19 protein-coding genes are annotated in these 17,967 nt (G+C 65.0%); 7 read left to right on the top strand and 12 right to left on the bottom strand.

The genetic code is table 11. From position 1 onward, the window contains the following. Positions 1–153: DUF2946 family protein (locus ACODRX_RS19505; protein WP_488873195.1), on the bottom strand; the 153-nt coding region annotated here is incomplete at its 3' end. Between the two features lie 111 nt (positions 154–264). Between ACODRX_RS19505 and ACODRX_RS19500 the strand changes: the two genes are divergently transcribed. Genes ACODRX_RS19500 through ACODRX_RS19490 form a run of 3 tightly spaced genes read left to right on the top strand, consistent with a single transcriptional unit; the run spans position 265 to position 2,289 of the window. Beyond that, the gene (locus ACODRX_RS19500; protein ID WP_488873193.1) at positions 265–858 is read left to right on the top strand and encodes a LemA family protein; all 594 of its coding nucleotides are present in this window, start codon (positions 265–267) and stop codon (positions 856–858) included. A gap of 19 nt (positions 859–877) precedes the next feature. Then, the gene (locus ACODRX_RS19495; RefSeq protein ID WP_488873192.1) at positions 878–1,807 is read left to right on the top strand and encodes a TPM domain-containing protein; all 930 of its coding nucleotides are present in this window, start codon (positions 878–880) and stop codon (positions 1,805–1,807) included. Beyond that, positions 1,807–2,289, top strand: coding sequence for a TPM domain-containing protein (locus tag ACODRX_RS19490; RefSeq protein WP_488873191.1), 483 nt, complete (start codon positions 1,807–1,809; stop codon positions 2,287–2,289). The genes ACODRX_RS19495 and ACODRX_RS19490 overlap by 1 nt, the downstream gene beginning before the upstream one ends. Before the next feature lie 48 nt (positions 2,290–2,337). Here the strand turns inward: ACODRX_RS19490 and ACODRX_RS19485 are convergent, their stop codons facing one another. The 9 genes from ACODRX_RS19485 to ACODRX_RS19445 all read right to left on the bottom strand — a co-directional run bounded on the left by ACODRX_RS19485 (position 2,338) and on the right by ACODRX_RS19445 (position 9,495). Continuing rightward, entirely contained in the window at positions 2,338–2,754 is a 417-nt protein-coding gene (locus tag ACODRX_RS19485) for a F0F1 ATP synthase subunit epsilon (protein WP_488873190.1), read from the bottom strand. 70 nt (positions 2,755–2,824) lie between these two features. Next, positions 2,825–4,255, bottom strand: a complete 1,431-nt coding sequence (gene atpD / locus ACODRX_RS19480) for a F0F1 ATP synthase subunit beta (RefSeq protein WP_488873189.1) — start codon at positions 4,253–4,255, stop codon at positions 2,825–2,827. A gap of 34 nt (positions 4,256–4,289) precedes the next feature. Then, on the bottom strand, positions 4,290–5,156 hold the full coding sequence (gene atpG / locus ACODRX_RS19475; RefSeq protein WP_488873188.1) for a F0F1 ATP synthase subunit gamma: 867 nt from the start codon (positions 5,154–5,156) through the stop codon (positions 4,290–4,292). An 18-nt stretch (positions 5,157–5,174) separates the two neighbouring features. Next, positions 5,175–6,734 (bottom strand): F0F1 ATP synthase subunit alpha, encoded by a 1,560-nt coding sequence (gene atpA / locus ACODRX_RS19470; protein ID WP_488873187.1) that lies wholly within the window; start codon positions 6,732–6,734, stop codon positions 5,175–5,177. Between the two features lie 42 nt (positions 6,735–6,776). Then, entirely contained in the window at positions 6,777–7,325 is a 549-nt protein-coding gene (locus ACODRX_RS19465) for a F0F1 ATP synthase subunit delta (RefSeq protein ID WP_488873186.1), read from the bottom strand. Between the two features lie 11 nt (positions 7,326–7,336). Beyond that, positions 7,337–7,807 carry a F0F1 ATP synthase subunit B gene (locus tag ACODRX_RS19460; protein WP_488873185.1) on the bottom strand — a complete coding sequence of 157 codons (471 nt, stop codon included), beginning with the start codon at positions 7,805–7,807 and terminating at the stop codon, positions 7,337–7,339. A 35-nt stretch (positions 7,808–7,842) separates the two neighbouring features. Further along, positions 7,843–8,091 (bottom strand): F0F1 ATP synthase subunit C, encoded by a 249-nt coding sequence (gene atpE, locus ACODRX_RS19455; protein ID WP_460483209.1) that lies wholly within the window; start codon positions 8,089–8,091, stop codon positions 7,843–7,845. A gap of 50 nt (positions 8,092–8,141) precedes the next feature. Further along, a complete protein-coding gene (gene atpB / locus ACODRX_RS19450; RefSeq protein ID WP_488873184.1) occupies positions 8,142–9,005 on the bottom strand; it encodes a F0F1 ATP synthase subunit A in 864 nt (287 codons plus the stop codon). Between the two features lie 28 nt (positions 9,006–9,033). Then, positions 9,034–9,495 (bottom strand): ATP synthase subunit I, encoded by a 462-nt coding sequence (locus ACODRX_RS19445; protein WP_488873183.1) that lies wholly within the window; start codon positions 9,493–9,495, stop codon positions 9,034–9,036. Positions 9,496–9,731: 236 nt separating this feature from the next. Between ACODRX_RS19445 and ACODRX_RS19440 the strand changes: the two genes are divergently transcribed. Genes ACODRX_RS19440 through lipA form a run of 3 tightly spaced genes read left to right on the top strand, consistent with a single transcriptional unit; the run spans position 9,732 to position 11,748 of the window. Next, a complete protein-coding gene (locus ACODRX_RS19440) occupies positions 9,732–10,025 on the top strand; it encodes a YbeD family protein (RefSeq protein WP_488873182.1) in 294 nt (97 codons plus the stop codon). A 10-nt stretch (positions 10,026–10,035) separates the two neighbouring features. Continuing rightward, positions 10,036–10,728 (top strand): lipoyl(octanoyl) transferase LipB, encoded by a 693-nt coding sequence (gene lipB / locus ACODRX_RS19435; protein WP_488873181.1) that lies wholly within the window; start codon positions 10,036–10,038, stop codon positions 10,726–10,728. Between the two features lie 21 nt (positions 10,729–10,749). After that, positions 10,750–11,748, top strand: a complete 999-nt coding sequence (gene lipA, locus ACODRX_RS19430) for a lipoyl synthase (protein WP_488873180.1) — start codon at positions 10,750–10,752, stop codon at positions 11,746–11,748. Between the two features lie 6 nt (positions 11,749–11,754). Here lipA and ACODRX_RS19425 read toward each other — a convergent pair whose 3' ends face one another. Next, positions 11,755–13,128 (bottom strand): HdeD family acid-resistance protein, encoded by a 1,374-nt coding sequence (locus ACODRX_RS19425; RefSeq protein WP_488873179.1) that lies wholly within the window; start codon positions 13,126–13,128, stop codon positions 11,755–11,757. A gap of 178 nt (positions 13,129–13,306) precedes the next feature. Further along, the gene (locus tag ACODRX_RS19420) at positions 13,307–16,876 is read right to left on the bottom strand and encodes an LAGLIDADG family homing endonuclease (protein WP_488873178.1); all 3,570 of its coding nucleotides are present in this window, start codon (positions 16,874–16,876) and stop codon (positions 13,307–13,309) included. A 189-nt stretch (positions 16,877–17,065) separates the two neighbouring features. Here ACODRX_RS19420 and purU point away from each other — a divergent pair, with 189 nt between their 5' ends. After that, a complete protein-coding gene (gene purU, locus ACODRX_RS19415) occupies positions 17,066–17,911 on the top strand; it encodes a formyltetrahydrofolate deformylase (RefSeq protein ID WP_488873177.1) in 846 nt (281 codons plus the stop codon). The last annotated feature ends 56 nt before the right edge of the window (positions 17,912–17,967 follow it).

Genomic DNA, 17,967 nt, shown 5'->3' with positions numbered 1-17,967 from the left:
CCCCCCCCCCCCCCCCCCGCCGCCGAAGCTGCCGCAGGCCTGCGCGGCCGCATCGCGCAGCCACCACTGCCCCCGCCCGTCCAGCCCCAGCCAGCCGTAGCAGGCGGGCACATCGGGCCATTTCGCCATGGCCTGCTTCACGATATCGTCCATGGAGGCAATTGTGGCCCATCCCAAGCCGCCGCAATAGCTGTCAATCGCTTACATTGGCGGCATCGGTTCTCTGCAACAATGCCCCGGGTACAGCATCAGGAAGGGACCACCATGAAACGATTTGCGATCATCCTTGCCGCCACGCTGGCCCTGTCGGGCTGCGGCTACAACGACTTCCAGCGCCTGGATGAAAAAAGCAAGGCCGCCTGGAGCGAGGTGCTGAACCAGTACCAGCGCCGCGCCGACCTGGTGCCCAACATCGTGGCCTCGGTCAAGGGCGAGGCCAATTTCGAGCAGGACACGCTCACCAAGGTGATCGAGGCGCGCGCCAAGGCCACCTCGATCCAGGCCACGCCCGAGCTGATCAACAACCCCGAGGCCTTCAACAAGTTCCAGCAGGCGCAGGGCGAGCTGTCGAGCGCGCTGTCGCGCCTGATGGTGGTGGCCGAGCAGTATCCGCAGCTCAAGGCCAACCAGGCCTTCCGCGACCTGCGGGTGACGCTGGAGGGCACCGAGAACCGCATCGCCGTGGCGCGCGAGCGCTACATCGGCACGGTGCAGGCCTACAACGTGCTGGCCCGCAGCTTCCCGACCAACATCACCGCCAAGGTCTTCAGCTACGAGCCCAAGGCCAACTTCACGGTGCAGAACGAGGCCGAGATCTCCACGCCGCCAAAGGTCGATTTCTCCAGCGGCAACAAGTAAGCCGAGGCCAGGCCCCACCATGACGCAGATCCTGCGGGCGCTCGTCGCCATCTTGCTGCTGGCATTCGGCTGGGCCACGGCGGCCCATGCCGAGGTGCAGGCCATACCGGCGCTCAGCGGCCATGTGATCGACGGCACGGGCACGCTGTCGGCCCAGGAGCATGGCGCGCTGGAGCAGCGCCTCGCCGAGCTGGAGCGCAGCACTGGATCGCAGGTGGTGATGCTGCTGGTGCCGAGCACCGCGCCCGAGGACATCGCGGCCTACGCCAACCGGGTGGCCAACGCCTGGAAGATCGGCCGCAAGGAGGTGGGCGACGGCGTGCTGGTGGTGGTGGCCAAGAACGACCGGCGCATGCGCATCGAGGTGGCCAAGTCGCTGGAGGGCGCGATACCCGATCTGCGCGCGGCGCGCATCATCGACGAACGCATGGCGCCGCAATTTCGCAACAACCGCTATGCGGCCGGCCTGGCCGATGCCGCCGACGCGATAGGCGCCGCCATCCGCGGCGAGAGCCTGCCCGCGCCCAGCGCGGCGCGCAAGCAGCCAGGCCCCGCATCGCTGCTGGATGGCGTGGACCTGCCCACGCTGGCGATTTTCTTCTTTGTCTTCGTCACCATCGCCGGCTCGGTGCTGCGCGGGCTGCTGGGCCGACCGCTGGGCTCGGTCGCGGCCGGCGGCATCGCCGGCGTCAGCGCCTTCGCGCTCAGCGCCAGCCTGCTGCTGGCCGGCGGCGTGGGCGTGGTGGCCTTTTTGCTGGTGCTGCTCACCGGCGCCAGCGGGCGCGGCAGCTCGCTGGGCGGGCGCGGCGGCGGCCCCTTCGTGCCGATGGGCGGCGGTTGGGGCTCGTCCGGCGGCGGTGGCGGCTGGAGCGGCGGCTCTTCCGGCGGCGGCTTCAGCTCGGGTGGCGGGGGCGATTTCGGCGGCGGCGGCGCGTCGGGGGATTGGTAATGGGCAACTGGCTTTCACGTTCGGCACGGCAGCTGCGCCACCGCTTGCGCGACCAGCGTACCCGGCAGGTGCTGTCGGCGGCGGCGCACCAGCGCATCGGCGATGCGATCGCCGAAAGCGACCATCGCCACACCGGGCTGATCCGCGTCTATGTGGAATCCGCCCTGCCCTGGAGCTACATCCGGCGCGATGCGCCGGTGCGCGAGCGCGCCATCATGCAATTCAGCAAGCTGCGGGTATGGGACACCGAGGAGAACAACGGCGTGCTGATCTACCTGCTGCAGGCCGACCGCGCGATCGAGATCGTGGCCGACCGCGCGCTGGCCCGCGCGGTGCCGGCGCAGCAGTGGCAGGCGATGGTGCAGCAGATCAGCCAGACGCTGCGCAGCCAGTCGTACGAGGCCGGGCTGCTGCAGGCGGTGGAGCTGGTGGCGGCCGTGCTGCAGGTGCATTTCCCGGCAGCCCGCACCGGGCAAAAATAAAAAAGCCACCCGGGCGGGTGGCTTGCTGGCCGCTCGGCGCCAAACGGATCAGCGCTTTTGGCGGTATTTCTGCAAGGCGGCGATCTGGGCGGCCATCACGGCCAGCTCGGACTGTGCCTTGGCCAGGTCCAGGTCGCTCTTGGCCAGCTTGACGGCCTCTTCGGCCTTCTTCTTGGCTTCTTCGGCCTTCTTCTCGTCCAGGTCCTTGCCGCGCACGGCGGTGTCCGAGAGGACGGTCACCCGGTCCGGCTGCACTTCCAAGATACCCCCGGCCACGAAGATGAACTCCTCGCCGCCATCGGGTTTCTCGATACGCACCGAACCCGGCTTGATGCGGGTGATCAGCGGAATGTGGCGTGGGTAGATGCCCAGCTCGCCCATCTCGCCGGGCAGCGCGACAAAGCGCGCCTCGCCGGAGAAGAGGGACTCTTCTGCGCTGACCACATCAACGTGGATGGTGTTCATCTTTGCTCCTAGAAACAGTGGGACATCGAACAGGCGCCGCCGCTAACGGGCGGCGGGCGCCCGGTACGCATCAGCCCACCTTCTTGGCCTTTTCCATCGCCTCGTCGATGGTGCCCACCATGTAGAACGCCTGTTCGGGCAGGTGGTCGCATTCGCCGTTGACGATCATCTTGAAGCCGCGGATGGTTTCGGCCAGCGGCACGTACTTGCCGGGCGCGCCGGTGAACACTTCGGCCACGTGGAACGGCTGCGACAGGAAACGCTGGATCTTGCGCGCACGGGCCACGGTGAGCTTGTCTTCGGGAGCCAGCTCGTCCATGCCCAGAATCGCGATGATGTCGCGCAGTTCCTTGTAGCGCTGCAGCGTGCCCTGCACGGCGCGGGCCACCTTGTAGTGCTCCTCGCCCACGACCTGCGGGTCGAGCTGGCGGCTGGTGGAGTCCAGCGGGTCCACGGCGGGGTAGATGCCCAGGGCGGCGATGTCACGCGACAGCACCACGGTGGAGTCCAAGTGGGCGAAGGTCGTGGCAGGCGACGGGTCGGTCAAGTCGTCGGCAGGCACGTACACGGCCTGGATCGAGGTGATCGAGCCGACCTTGGTCGAGGTGATGCGCTCTTGCAGGCGGCCCATTTCCTCGGCCAGCGTAGGCTGGTAGCCCACGGCGGAAGGCATACGGCCCAGCAGAGCGGACACTTCGGTACCGGCCAGCGTGTAGCGGTAGATGTTGTCCACGAAGAACAGCACGTCGCGGCCTTCGTCGCGGAAGGCTTCAGCCATCGTCAGGCCGGTCAGCGCCACGCGCAGGCGGTTGCCCGGCGGCTCGTTCATCTGGCCGTAGACCATGGCCACCTTGGACTCGCCCAGGTTTTCCTGGTTGACCACGCCGGCGTCCGACATTTCATGGTAGAAGTCGTTGCCTTCGCGGGTACGCTCACCCACACCAGCGAACACCGACAGACCGCTGTGGGCCTTGGCGATGTTGTTGATGAGCTCCATCATGTTCACGGTCTTGCCCACGCCGGCGCCACCGAACAGGCCCACCTTGCCGCCCTTGGCGAACGGGCACACCAGGTCGATCACCTTGATGCCGGTTTCCAGCAGTTCCTGCGAAGGCGACAGCTCGTCGTACGCGGGAGCCTTGCGGTGGATGGAGGCCGTCAGGGCCTGATCCACGGGGCCGCGCTCGTCGATGGGGTTGCCCAGCACGTCCATGATGCGGCCGAGCGTTGCCTTGCCCACGGGCACGGTGATGGAGTTGCCGGTGTTGGTCACCATCAGGCCGCGCTTGAGGCCGTCGGAAGAACCCAGCGCAATGGTGCGCACCACGCCGTCGCCCAGCTGCTGCTGCACTTCCAGCGTCAGCGCGGAGCCTTCGAGCTTGAGCGCGTCGAACACCTTGGGCATACGGTCACGCGGAAACTCCACGTCCACCACAGCGCCGATACATTGAACAATCTTGCCCTGAACGCCTGCGTTCACTTGAGTATTCCCTTGAGCCATCTTTTTGCTCCAATATTGATTTCAGCCCAGCTGCTTACACAGCGGCGGCGCCCGCCACGATTTCCGACAACTCGGTCGTGATCGCTGCCTGGCGCGTCTTGTTGTAGACCAGCTTGAGCTCGTTGATCACGTTGCCGGCATTGTCCGTCGCGGCCTTCATCGCGACCATGCGCGCGGACTGCTCGGAAGCCATGTTGTCGGCCACCGCGGAGTAGATCAGCGACTCCACGTAGCGCACCAGCAGCTCGTCGATCACGCTTTGCGCATCGGGCTCGTAGATGTAGTCCCAGCCATGAGCCGGCGCGGATCCCTGCATCGCCTCGGTCGACAGCGGCAGCAGCTGCTCCACCACCGATTCCTGCTTCATCGTGTTGATGAACTTGGTGTAGCACAGATAGACTGCCTGGAGCTTACCTTGCGCGTATGCGTCCAGCAGCACCTTGACCGGGCCGATCAGCGCTTCGAGGTGCGGCGTGTCGCCCAGCGCGGTGGCATTGGCCACCACCTTGGCGCCCACGCGCGTCAGGAAGCTCAGGCCCTTGCCGCCAATGGCGACGGCTTCGGCGCTGACACCGGCGGACTGCAGGTCCTTGAGCTTGTTCGTCACGGCACGCAGCACATTGGTGTTCATGCCGCCGCACAGGCCCTTGTCGGTGGACACCACGATCATGCCCACCTTCTTGGCGTCGTGCGACACCATGAAGGGGTGGACATACTCGGGGTTCGCCTGGCTCAGATGAGCCGCAATTGCGCGAATCTTCTCGCTGTATGGACGGGCCGCCAGCATCCGCTCCTGCGCCTTGCGCATTTTGGATGCGGCAACCATCTCCATGGCCTTGGTGATCTTCTTGGTGTTTTCCACCGATTTGATCTTGCCGCGTATTTCCTTGCCTGCTGCCATGATGACTCCTCGCCCGAATTAAGCGAAGGACTTCTTGAATGCAGTGATGGCTGCAGTCAGTTCGGCCTCGTCCTTGCCTTCCTTGTCGAAGGCGCGGTTCTGGTTCAGGCGGTCGAGCAAGGCGCCGTGGCTGGTCTTCAGGAACTGGTGCAGGCCCGATTCGAACGGCAGCACCTGTTTGACTTCGATGTCGTCCATGAAGCCCTTGTTCACTGCGAACAGCGAGGCGGCCATCAGCGCGATGGACAGCGGGCTGTACTGGGGCTGCTTGAGCAGCTCGGTCACGCGGGCGCCGCGGTCCAGCTGCTTGCGGGTGGCTTCGTCCAGGTCGGAGGCGAACTGCGCGAACGCAGCCAGCTCACGGTACTGGGCCAGGTCGGTACGGATACCGCCGGACAGGCCCTTGACCAGCTTGGTCTGGGCAGCGCCACCGACGCGCGACACCGAGATACCGGCGTTGATGGCGGGGCGGATACCGGCGTTGAACAGGTTGGTTTCCAGGAAGATCTGGCCGTCGGTGATCGAGATCACGTTGGTCGGCACGAAGGCGGACACGTCGCCAGCCTGGGTTTCGATGATCGGCAGCGCGGTCAGCGAACCGGTCTTGCCCTTGACCTCACCCTTGGTGAAGGCTTCCACGTAGTCGGCGTTCACGCGGGCGGCGCGCTCGAGCAGGCGGCTGTGGAGATAGAACACGTCGCCGGGGAAGGCTTCGCGTCCCGGCGGGCGGCGCAGCAGCAGCGAAACCTGGCGGTAGGCCACGGCCTGCTTGGACAGGTCGTCATAGACGATCAGCGCGTCTTCGCCGCGGTCGCGGAAGTACTCGCCCATGGTGCAGCCCGAGTAGGCCGACACGTACTGCATCGCAGCGGATTCGGAGGCGGTGGCAGCCACGACGATGGTGTATTCCATCGCGCCGGCCTGCTCCAGCGAGCGCACCACGTTCTTGACCGACGACGCCTTCTGGCCGATGGCGACGTAGATGCAGGTCACGCCCTGGCCCTTCTGGGCCAGGATGGTGTCGATGGCCACGGCGGTCTTGCCGGTCTGGCGGTCGCCGATGATCAGCTCGCGCTGGCCACGGCCCACAGGCACCATCGCGTCGATGGACTTGATGCCCGACTGCAGCGGCTGGTCCACCGACTGGCGCGCGATCACGCCGGGAGCGACCTTCTCGATCACGTCGGTCATCTTGGCGTTGATCGGGCCCTTGCCGTCAATGGGCTGGCCCAGGGCGTTGACCACGCGGCCGATCAGCTCGGGGCCGACAGGCACTTCCAGGATGCGGCCCGTGCACTTGACGGTGTCGCCTTCGGAGATGTGCTCGTATTCGCCCAGAATCACGGCGCCGACGGAGTCGCGCTCGAGGTTCAGCGCCAGGCCGTAGGTGGGCTGGCCGTCGGGGGTTGCCGGGAACTCCAGCATTTCGCCCTGCATCACGTCGGACAGGCCATGCACGCGCACGATACCGTCCGTCACCGACACCACCGTACCTTCGTTACGAACATCAGCGCTGCCTGACAGACCCTCAATGCGGCTCTTGATCAGTTCAGAAATTTCTGCGGGATTGAGTTGCATCACTCTTTCCTTTTCATTGTTTAGCCGAATCCTTCAACTGCTCTAGGCAGTGAGGGTTGCTTTCATTTGTTCCAGACGGGCCTTGACGGAAGTGTCCAGCACCTCGTCGCCCACCACCACGCGAACGCCGCCGATCAGCGAGTCGTCCAGCCGGGTGGCCAGGTTGAGCTTGCGGCCAAAGCGCTTCGCCAGCACCGGCTCCAGCGCCTGGAGCGCGGCTGCGTCCAGCGGGAATGCGCTGTACACCAGGGCATCCGACGAGCCGTTGCGCTGGTTCACCAGCGTGCGGAACTGCGCGGCCACTTCGGGCAGCGCTTCCAGGCGGCGGTTTTCCACCAGCGTGCGCAGGAAATTGCGCGCCAGATCGGACAGTGCACAAGCACGCGCCTGGGCCACACCCGACACCACGTCGATCACCTGATCGTCCGTGGCCTTGGGGTTGTCGGCCAGCTGGCGCATTTGAGGGTCGGCGGCAATCGCCGCCAATACGTCCACCCAAGACACGGCTTCGTCCAAGCTTGCGCCCTTGTCGGCGCAGGCCTTGAACAAGGCTTCGGCGTAAGGGCGGGCAATGGTGGCGATTTCTGCCATATCTTGCTTCCTTACAGCTCGGTCTTCAGGCGGTTGAGCAAATCACTGTGAACGGCGGGGTTCACTTCCTTGCGCAGAATCTGCTCGGCACCCTTCACAGCCAGGGCAGCCACTTGCTCGCGCAGCGCTTCACGCGCCTGCACGGCTTGCTGCTGGGCCTCGGCACGGGCGGCGGCGATGATCTTGTTGCCTTCCTCGCTGGCGCGGGCCTTGGCCTCTTCCACGATGGCCTGGGCGCGGCGGTCGGCATCCGCGATGCGCGACGCTGTTTCATTGCGCGTCTGAGCCAGTTCCGACTCCACGCGCTTGTTCACAGCCGTCAACTCCGACTTTGCCTTATCAGCAGCGGCCAGACCATCGGCGATTTTCTTTGCTCGCTCATCCAACGCCTTGGCAATAGGTGGCCACACGAACTTCATCGTGAACCACACCAGAATCAAGAAGACTATGGCCTGAACGAACAGGGTCGCGTTAATACTCACGGCAACACCTTTCTATCTAGGGCGTTGATCGGAGCTTAGGCCAGTGCGAAGGGGTTGGCGAAAGCGAACAGCAGGGCGATGGCCACGCCGATCAGGAATGCGGCGTCGATCAGACCGGCCAAGATGAACATCTTGGTTTGCAGTTCGTTGATCAGCTCAGGCTGGCGAGCGGAGGATTCCAGGAACTTGCCGCCCATCAGAGCAATACCGATCGAAGCGCCGATAGCGCCCAGACCAACGATCAGACCACAAGCCAGAGCGACGAGACCGAGAATGTTTTCCATGATGACTCCTGAGATAAAAAAGAAAGAAAGGTTAAAAGGAAAGGGAAAGGTCAGTGAGCTTCATGCGCCTGGCCGAGGTAGATCAGCGTCAGCATCATGAAAATGAAGGCTTGCAGGGTGATCACCAGAATGTGGAAGATCGCCCAGATCGCACCCGCAATGATGTGCCCCACGGGGAGCAACACACCAGAGAGTGACATGGCAGCCGCGCCGCCCATCAGGGCGATCAGCATAAACACCAGCTCACCAGCGTACATGTTGCCGAACAGCCGCATGCCATGCGACACGGTCTTGGCAACGTATTCGATGATCTGCATCAGCAGATTCACCACGCCCAGGATCAGGGCGAAGATGGGATTCTTGCTGGTGCCGAAAGGCGCGGTCACCAGCTCGTGCGCCCAGCCGCCGGCGCCCTTGATCTTGAGGCTGTAGTAGAAGCACAGGATCAGCACGGCGAAGGCCAGGCCCAGCGTGGTCGACAGATCGGCCGTGGGCACGACGCGCAGGTAGGCGTGGTGGTCGCCCTGGGCGTGCTGCCACATCCAGGGCAGCAGGTCGACCGGCAGCATGTCCATCGCGTTCATCAGGAAGATCCAGACGAACACGGTGAGCGCCAGCGGGGCGATGAACTTGCGGCTTTGCGCGTTGTGGATGTTGGCCTTGGCCTGGTTGTCGACCATCTCGACCAGGATTTCCACCGCGGCCTGGAAGCGGCCGGGCACGCCCGAGGTCGCCTTGCGGGCGGCCAGCCACATCACGAAGATGCCAAGCAGACCGATGAGGGCAGCCACCACGATCGAGTCCAGATTGACCACGGAGAAGTCAATGATGGACTTTTGCTTGATGTTCTGGAGATGCTGCAGGTGGTGAACGATGTATTCACTTGCAGTCGGAGCGTTCGCTTCTGCGGCCATCGGACAACTCTTCTCAATTCACAAACAGTTATTTGGATCTGGTCGACATCCATAGTGCCAACCAGTACGTCTTCATCACTACCACCAGCCCTATCACCAGGGCCAGCCAGTTGAGCTCCCGCACCAGCTTGGGCGCCACTGCCAGCAGCACCACCGTCAATGCGAGTTTCGCGATCTCCAGGCCAAAGAACCGGAGCATCGCGGCATGGGCATGACCGGGCGCCAGGCGCATCCGCAGCCCCCGGGCAAACAGGGCCGACGGAATCACCACCGCCAAGGCCCCGTAGCCCGCCGACAGCGCAATCGCCTGCCGCTGCCACAGCAACCCGGCCAGCAGCGCCACCGCCAATGCGGCCACGGCCTGCCACCCCACCACGCGCATCACCGATATTGGCGGATGCCGCTTACGCCACTCTTGCGCCTCTTGCGCAGTGAGGGGCTTGAAATCCAGCTCTTCAACCTCAGCTTCATTCTCGGGAGCAGGATTCATGAATTCAGCCCCCCTGGAACTACACAAAGCCTCTCATTATAAGTAAAAACCCGTTGCAATCGGAAGGCGTTTTTGCGCCCATTCCTTTTCCAACCGGCCAATCGTCGCCGCAGTGACCGCGTATATTCGCTGCATGCCCTGGTGGGCGCAGCGCATCCCGGCCCTGTGCGACGCAACCGCGATCCTAACAGCTTCCAAAAACCTGCCAGTCCATAACCAACCTGCAGCACAGCAATATGAGCGACACCCCCAGCACCGCATCGGACCCTCGCAAGGACTCTCTCATCGAGTACCCGTCGCCATTCCCCATCAAGGTGATGGGGTTGAACCAGGACGGCTTCGTGCACGCGATCACGCAGCTGGCCAAGGAGCACGATCCGCAGTTTGACGCCAGCACGGTGGAGCTGCGCCCGAGCAAGGAAGACAAGTACCTCGGCATCACCATCACCGTGACCGCCACGAGCCGCGAGCAGCTCGACAACCTGTACCGCGCGCTCACCTCGCATCCGATGGTGAAGATCGTGCTGTAGGGCCGGCCCCATGCACACCCGCCTGCTGGGCCGCGCAGACTATGTCGCCACCATGTCTGCCATGCAAAGTTTCACCGAGTCGCGCTCTCCGGATGTAGAGGACGAGCTATGGATTTGTGAGCACGCGCCCACTTTCACCCAGGGTCTGGCCGGCAAGGCCGCGCACCTGTTGCATGCAGACAACATTCCGGTGGTACAAACCAACCGCGGCGGGCAAATCACCTACCACGGGCCGGGGCAAGTGGTGGCCTATCCGCTGCTGGACCTGCGCCGCGCGGGCTATTTCGTCAAGGAATATGTCTATCGACTCGAAGAGTCGGTGATCCGCACCCTGGCGCACTGGGGCGTGGTGGGCCACCGCGTGGCGGGCGCGCCCGGCATCTACGTGCGCCTGGACGATCCCGGCAGCCATGCGCTGCTGCCCCAGCGCCCGCAGTACCGCCCGGCCGGCAGCCCGGCGCCCGAGCCAGACTTCGAGGGCCTGGGCAAGATCGCCGCGCTGGGCATCAAGGTGAGCCGGCACTGCACCTACCACGGAGTCGCGCTCAATGTGCGCATGGACCTCGAACCCTACCACCGCATCAACCCTTGCGGTTATGCAGGGCTGCGGACGGTCGATCTTTCTACAATGGGCGTCCATACCTCCTGGGAAGCCGTGGCCGACGTGTTCGCGGCCGAGCTGGCATCCCGCCTGGCCCCCTGATATACGCCGTGAGTACCTGCCATGAGCACCCCTGAAGTCGTCCGCGAAGCCCAGTCCGCCGCCAACTACAACCCGCTGGCCAAGCAGAAGGCTGCCGCCAAGCTGTCGCGCATTCCCATCAAGGTGGAGCAGGCCGAGGTGCTGAAGAAGCCCGAGTGGATCCGCGTGAAGGCCGGCTCGCCCACCACGCGCTTCTACGAGATCAAGGACATCCTGCGCGAGAACAAGCTGCACACGGTGTGCGAGGAGGCCTCGTGCCCCAACATCGGCGAATGCTTCGGCAAGGGCACGGCAACCTTCATGATCATGGGCGACAAGTGCACGCGCCGCTGCCCGTTCTGCGACGTGGGCCATGGCCGCCCCGACCCGCTGGATGTGAACGAACCGCTGAACCTGGCCAAGACCATCGCCCAGCTGCGCCTGAAGTACGTGGTGATCACCAGCGTGGACCGCGACGACCTGCGCGACGGCGGCTCGGGCCATTTCGTGGAGTGCATCAAGAACATCCGCGAGCTGTCGCCGCGCACGCAGATCGAGATCCTGGTGCCCGACTTCCGCGGCCGCGACGACCGCGCGCTGGAGATCCTCAAGGCCGCGCCGCCGGACGTGATGAACCACAACCTCGAAACCGCGCCGCGCCTCTACAAGGAGGCGCGCCCGGGCTCGGACTACCAGTTCTCGCTGAACCTGCTCAAGAAGTTCAAGGCCCTGCACCCCAGCGTGCCGACCAAGAGCGGCATCATGGTGGGCCTGGGCGAGAGCGACGAGGAGATCCTGCAGGTGATGCGCGACATGCGCGCGCATGACATCGACATGCTGACCATCGGCCAGTACCTCGCGCCCAGCAACAGCCACCTGCCGGTGCGCCGCTACGTGCATCCCGACACCTTCAAGATGTTCGAGGAAGAGGCCTACAAGATGGGCTTCACCCACGCCGCCGTGGGCGCGATGGTGCGCAGCTCGTACCATGCCGACCAGCAGGCGCATGCGGCCGGCGTGGCCGGCCACGAGGCGGCCTGAACACCCCTACCGGCGCTCGGTCATGGCCGAGCGGTCGCCCTCGCGCCAGGACTTGCGCAGCGCGGCCATGCGGCGCAGCGTAGCCTGTGACATCTGCCACCATGCAAATGGCCGGGGATCGGCCAGCATGCTCATCGCACGCGCATAGTCCAGCATCAGGCCCGGCGTCCAGGCCATAGTCATCGCACGCTTGCGAATCTGCGCAGCCACCCACAGCTCGGGCGTCAGCAGCAGCCGCAGCAAAACCCGCCAGCCAAGCTGCTCACCATGCAGGCGCCGCGCGGCGCCTTCAAGCGCGGCCTCCAGCGCCCGGGCCACCGAGGTCGAGCAGTTGCGATAGGTAAGGTTATAGGTAGAGTCGCGCCGGTATTCCCGCCAAAAGGCCTGCAACTGGATAGGGTCGTAGTTGCGGATGCGCACCTGCGCCGTCGAAGGCTGCCAAGCAGCCGACTCGGTAGCATAGTCAGGCTGGAAGACGCCCGGTACATGGTTGTCGGGCGATGCGCGCAGCGTGGCACCGAACTGGTCCGGTGAACGATCGATCTCAGTGGCAGGGTACAGGCTGATGTACACGCCCTCAGGCGATTCGAGTGCTGCATGCCCGGTGGAAACCACGCCGTTGACATCCATCGCCGCGATGTAGCGGTCCACTAACGGATAGCTGCGCGTATCCGCCTTGGCCGAGCCGGATGGCGTCCACACATGAACTGTCAGAGCCGGCTCCGATGCTGCAGGCGGGCCATCGAACAGTACGGCCCGGGTCGCGGGCGACATGGCTCGCGGCACCCCGGTAGCGAATTCCCCCTGCTGCACTGCCGGATTGACCTCTAGGCGACGCGCCCGCCACGCCAGCGCAACCAGCTTCAGGCCGGCAAAGCACAGGAACAGCCCCAGTCCATACGGCAGCGTGCCAACGTAGTGCGTAGGATAGGGCTGAAAGAAGAAGATGGCCAGCAGGATCTCAAGCACACCAGCTGCAAACACGTATTTCCAGCGCTGGTAGCGCACCACCGAGCTGGCGATGCATTGCAGCAAGCCATCGGCCAGGAACAAAGCCCCGAACAGCATGGAGAGCAGGAAATGCCCATGGTGATGCTGGCCCACCAGCACCAGGACTCCCACCAGCACCGCAAATATGCCTTTGCCCAAGCGAAGCAGCCGCTGCCCGCCCACGCCCGATTTCACAACCAGCAGCGTCGCCACGCCCTCCAACACAAAAAGCAGGCCAAAGAAGTGCAGCGGAAAGAACAGCGCGCCATCCAGCGCATCAACGAAGATCGCGACTCCGGCCAATGCCAGCAACACACCTGCGGCGAGCAGGCTGTGCCAGCGCTCGCGCAGGAAATCCACGCCCAGCAGCAGCAAAATCAGTTTGGCCATACCATCTGGCCTCGCCAGTCATGACCGTAGCGCGGTGTGAATAATGGATGCGGCATGCAATCAGGGCCCTTTCACCCGCTGAACCAGGTAGATGGGCCGGATCATAAGAACAAAAGATTGCGCTCGCAACCCACAAGGCGCCGCAACCAAGCGCAGCCAGCACCGGATGCGCCAGCCTTCAACCGCAGGCCCCCAGCGCGCCGCAGGCGGTGCAATAGTCGCAGCCATCCTTGCGGATCACCGCGTGCGCGCCGCATTCCAGGCACTTCTTGCCGGCCATGGTCTGGATTGGCGGCGCGGCCAGCACGGGCTTGTGCTCAGGCTCGGCCGCCAGCAGGCTGGCCTGCATGCCGGGCAGGCTGTGCTGGCGCCGGCGCTCCAGGATCTGCTGCACCGCATAGGCGATGGCGGCGACCTCCGAGTCGTGCCACATCGGCACGCGCGTGCCATCGGCCTTCTGGTAGCTGCCCAGGCGCACCGGGCCGCGGTCCCAGGCCACCTTGCGCATGTCGGCCAGCGCGCGCTCCAGAAAGCCGCCGCGCGCCGCCAGCGACAAGAGGCGCATGCTCGACGTGATCCACTGCTGCGACTCGCCGCTCTGCCCCACGGGCATGAAGAATTCCACCGCGCGCTCCACCGCTCCCTTGCCGTCGCCGGCCTCCATCGGCAGGAAGGAGATGACGATGTAGAGGCGCTTGGCGCCCTCCTGCGTCCAGTACTCCACCTTGTCGACCACCGCGGCCAGCTCGCCCTCGGGGCGGCGTTCGATCACCACCTTCATCGGGTCCGCCGGCGGCGCAGCCGGGGCTTCGGGTGCGGCCGCCGGCGCAGCGGTCTCCAGCACCGCGCCCAGGATGCTGTTGGGGCGGTAGGTGGCCAGGCCCTTGAGCCTGGCGCGCCAGGCCTGCAGGTACAGGCCCTTGAAGTCTTCGTAGGGATAGTCGGCCGGGATGTTCACCGTCTTGGAGATCGCGGTGTCCACATAGGGCTGCACCGCCTCCATCATCGCCAGGTGCTCGCCCGCGCTCATCGACAGCGCCGATACGAAATACGGCGGCAGTGCGTTCACATCGCCGCCCAGTTCGCGGTACAGGCGCCAGCTGTGGTCCTCGACCTGGTACTGGCTCTTGCTGCCGTCGGCCTCGCGCTTGTTGCGCGTGTAGCTCCACGAGAACGGCGGCTCGATGCCGTTGCTGGCATTGTCGGCAAAGGCCAGGCTCACCGTGCCGGTGGGCGCGATCGACAGCAGGTGGCTGTTGCGGATGCCGTGCGCCCGGATGCTGTCCTGGATGTCCTGCGGCAGCCGGCTGGCGAAGGTGCCCGGCGCCAGGTAGCCCTCGGCGTCGAACCTGGGAAAGGCGCCCTTCTCGCGCGCCAGCTCCACCGAGGCGCGGTAGGCCGCGTCGCGCATGCACTCGGCAATGCGCCGGGCCATGTCGCGGCCGGCCTGCTCGCTGTAGCGCAGCGTGAGCATGGCCAGCGCATTGCCCATGCCGGTGAAGCCCACGCCGATGCGGCGCTTGGCGGCGGACTCGGCCTGCTGCTGCGGCAGCGGCCAGAAGGTGAGGTCGAGCACATTGTCGAGCGCGCGCACCTGTGTGGCCACCACTTGCGCGAAACCATCGAAGTCAAAACCCGGCAGCCCGCCAAAGCCGAAGGGATGGCGCACGAAGCGCGTCAGGATGATGGGCCCCAGGTCGCAACAGCCGTAGGACGGTAATGGCTGTTCGCCGCACTGTCCCGTGACCAGCCCATTGAAGATGACGGTATGGCGATCATATTGCGTGGTATCGAACACCTCTTCTTGGCCCGCAGGCGCAATCTCTACGATCTTGCTGGCGAATCTCTGGCTTTTCAGCAGCGCCTTTCCGGCCACCCACTCCTGATAGCGGCTCGTCTTGTCATCCAGCAGGAAGCCGATTTCGCGCATGAATTGCTCGCGGGACTCACCATCGACAATCAGTTCATACTGCGGCTTGCATGCATATTCAGCGTGCCCGCCCTTGCCATTGGGCAAGGTTTTCAGCGCGGCGCGCCGACGCAAACGCAGGCGGCTGAACACGCCGAAGTTGATCAGCAGCACCTGCACATCCTTGAGCAGTGGAGGGTGGCTGGAGCTCAAGCGTATGGAGCAGCTGTCCTTGACGCTGGAGACATTCACTGTTCCATCCGCCTGGAACAGGGCGCGGAGGTAGGCTTTGGCGCAGGCCTGCGTTCCTTGCCATACGACTTCGGGCACCCTCAATTTCGTCTCGCGCGTGAATCCCCACTGCGCCAAGGCCCGCGCCAGCAGCACGGAACGGATGAATACCTGATTGCGCTGCGCCAGCACCACGGGAGCGACCCGATAACCACGGGGCGCTTGCGCAAGGCCCGCGATCAGGCGATTGACGGTGCCTACGACTTGATCGGCCAGCACCCGCTCCCGATTCCAGAGATTGATGCAGACCGCTTCCTGGCCCTTTCCGCGGTTAGTGAAATGGCCATCTCCGGCAATCAAGCCCAGCAGTTCGCCCAACTCTGCACTGCCCTGCCGGCCGAACTGCCCTTTGCCCGACTGCACCCACAGCTCGTCGCCCACCTGCAGTTCAGACAGCTTGATCTTTCCGCGCGCGGTATAGAAATCATGCCAGGCCGTCGCCTTGATTTCATACCCGTCTTCGGTCACCACCTTGAACACATCGGCCTGGCGCGCCGTCCTGAAGGCCGCTTGGGCCGGGCGAACCTCCGTGCCGCGCTCGCCACATCCCAGCGCGCGGCGATCCACCGTCGTCTCCAGCGGCACGCCGGATGCACACAACTCGCCAATCCGCACCAGGCCATATTGGGTCGCCAGCCGGGTGTCCGCGGTGACGCAAGGATTCGTCGCCGCAATGCCTTCGCAATAGCGCAGGTTGTTGTCCTGGTTGATGCGGTCGAGGAACAGGATGCCGGGCTCGGCAAAATCGTAGGTGGACTGCATGACCGTGTCCCACAGCGCGCGGGCGCGCAGCGTCTGGTACACCCACAGCCCATCGCCGCGCTGGAAGGCCCCCGCGGCCTGCAGCTTGGCGCCCGGGCGGCCGCTGTGCACCAGCTGCCAGTCGGCATCGCCCTCCAGCGCCTGCATGAAGGCATCGGGCACGCCGACCGAGACGTTGAAGTTGTTCCAGCGGCCCGGCGTGCGCTTGGCGGTGATGAACTCCAGCACGTCGGGGTGGTCGATGCGCAGCACGCCCATCTGCGCGCCGCGGCGGCTGCCCGCGCTCTCCACCGTGGAGCAGCTCTGGTCGAACACGTTCATGTAGCTGCAGGGGCCCGATGCCAGCGAAGCCGTGCCCTTGACCTCGGCGCCACGCGGGCGGATGCGCGAGAAGTCGTAGCCCACGCCGCCGCCGCGGCGCATGGTTTCGGCGGCTTCGCGCAGCGCCTCGTAGATGCCGGGGTAGCCCTCGCCGTCCACACCCTGGATGCAGTCGCCCACCGGCTGCACGAAGCAGTTGATCAGCGTGGCCTGGATGTCGGTGCCCGCCGCGCTCATGATGCGCCCCGCGCCGATGGCGCCGGCCTGCAGGTTGGCGAAGAAGCGGGCCTCCCACTCGGCCCGCAGCTCGGGTTTCTCCACCGAGGCCAGTGCGCGCGCCACGCGGGCGTACAGCTCGTCGATACGGGTCTCGCCGCCCTTGAAGTATTTCTCCTGCAGCACGTCGAGACTGATGGCCTGCGGGGCGAGCGAGAGTGCGGGCTGCGCCAGGTGGTCGCGCTTCATGCGGGCTCCTTGATCGTTGATCCGAACTGGCATTTTGCGCCTCTCACCAGGCCGGGTGTTGCCGCCGATCAAGCTGCGCCGTGCAAGAGACCATGAGCGCCCCATGTCCTTTTTCCAAAGTTCTGCCAAAGTTTTGCCAAAGCACGGCAGCCCGCGCGGCCGGCGCCAAGCTGCGACAATGGCGCGCTTATGACCAACGCATTCATTCTGACGCTTTCCTGCCCGGACCGCCTGGGGCTGGTGCACGCGGTTTCCGGCTTCCTGCTCGACAACGGCGGCAACATCGAAGAGGCCGCGCAGTTCAACGACCCGGCCACCGGCCTGTTCTTCATGCGCGTGCGCTTTGCCGGCGGCGCCGACTGCGCCTCGCTGCGCGAGGGCCTGGCGGCCTTTGCCGCGCCCTACGAGATGCAGTGGCAGCTGCACCCGGCGGCCGCGGCGATGAAGACGGTGATCATGGTCAGCCGCCAGGGCCATTGCCTGAACGACCTGCTGTTCCGCTTCAAGAGCGGCCTGCTGCCCATCGACATCCGCGCCATCATCAGCAACCACCGCGACTTCTACCAGCTCGCGGCCAGCTACAACATCCCGTTCCACCACATCCCGGTCACCGCGGCCACCAAGGCCCAGGCCGAGGCCCGGCAGTACGAGATCATCCAGGCCGAGGGTGCCGAGCTGGTGGTGCTGGCGCGCTACATGCAGGTGCTGTCCAACGACCTGTGCACCAAGCTCTCGGGCCGCGCCATCAACATCCACCACAGCTTTTTGCCCAGCTTCAAGGGCGCCAAGCCCTACTACCAGGCCCATGACCGCGGCGTGAAGCTGATCGGCGCCACCGCCCACTATGTGACCGCCGACCTCGACGAAGGCCCGATCATCGAGCAGGACGTGGCCCGCGCCGACCACACCGACACCGTGGAGGACCTGACCGCCCGCGGCCAAGACACCGAGAGCCAGGTACTGGCCCGCGCCGTCAAGTGGCACTCGGAGCACCGGGTGCTGATCAACGGCCACAAGACGGTGGTCTTCAGGTAGGCGTTCAGGTAGGCGATGTTGCCGCCGCCGCGCAGGCTTAGAGCTGCGAACACAAC

The organism is Comamonas sp. FG99, from assembly GCF_057808605.1.
The sequence above is the reverse complement of the archived record's forward strand: the minus strand, read 5'-3'. Positions and strand labels throughout refer to the sequence as shown.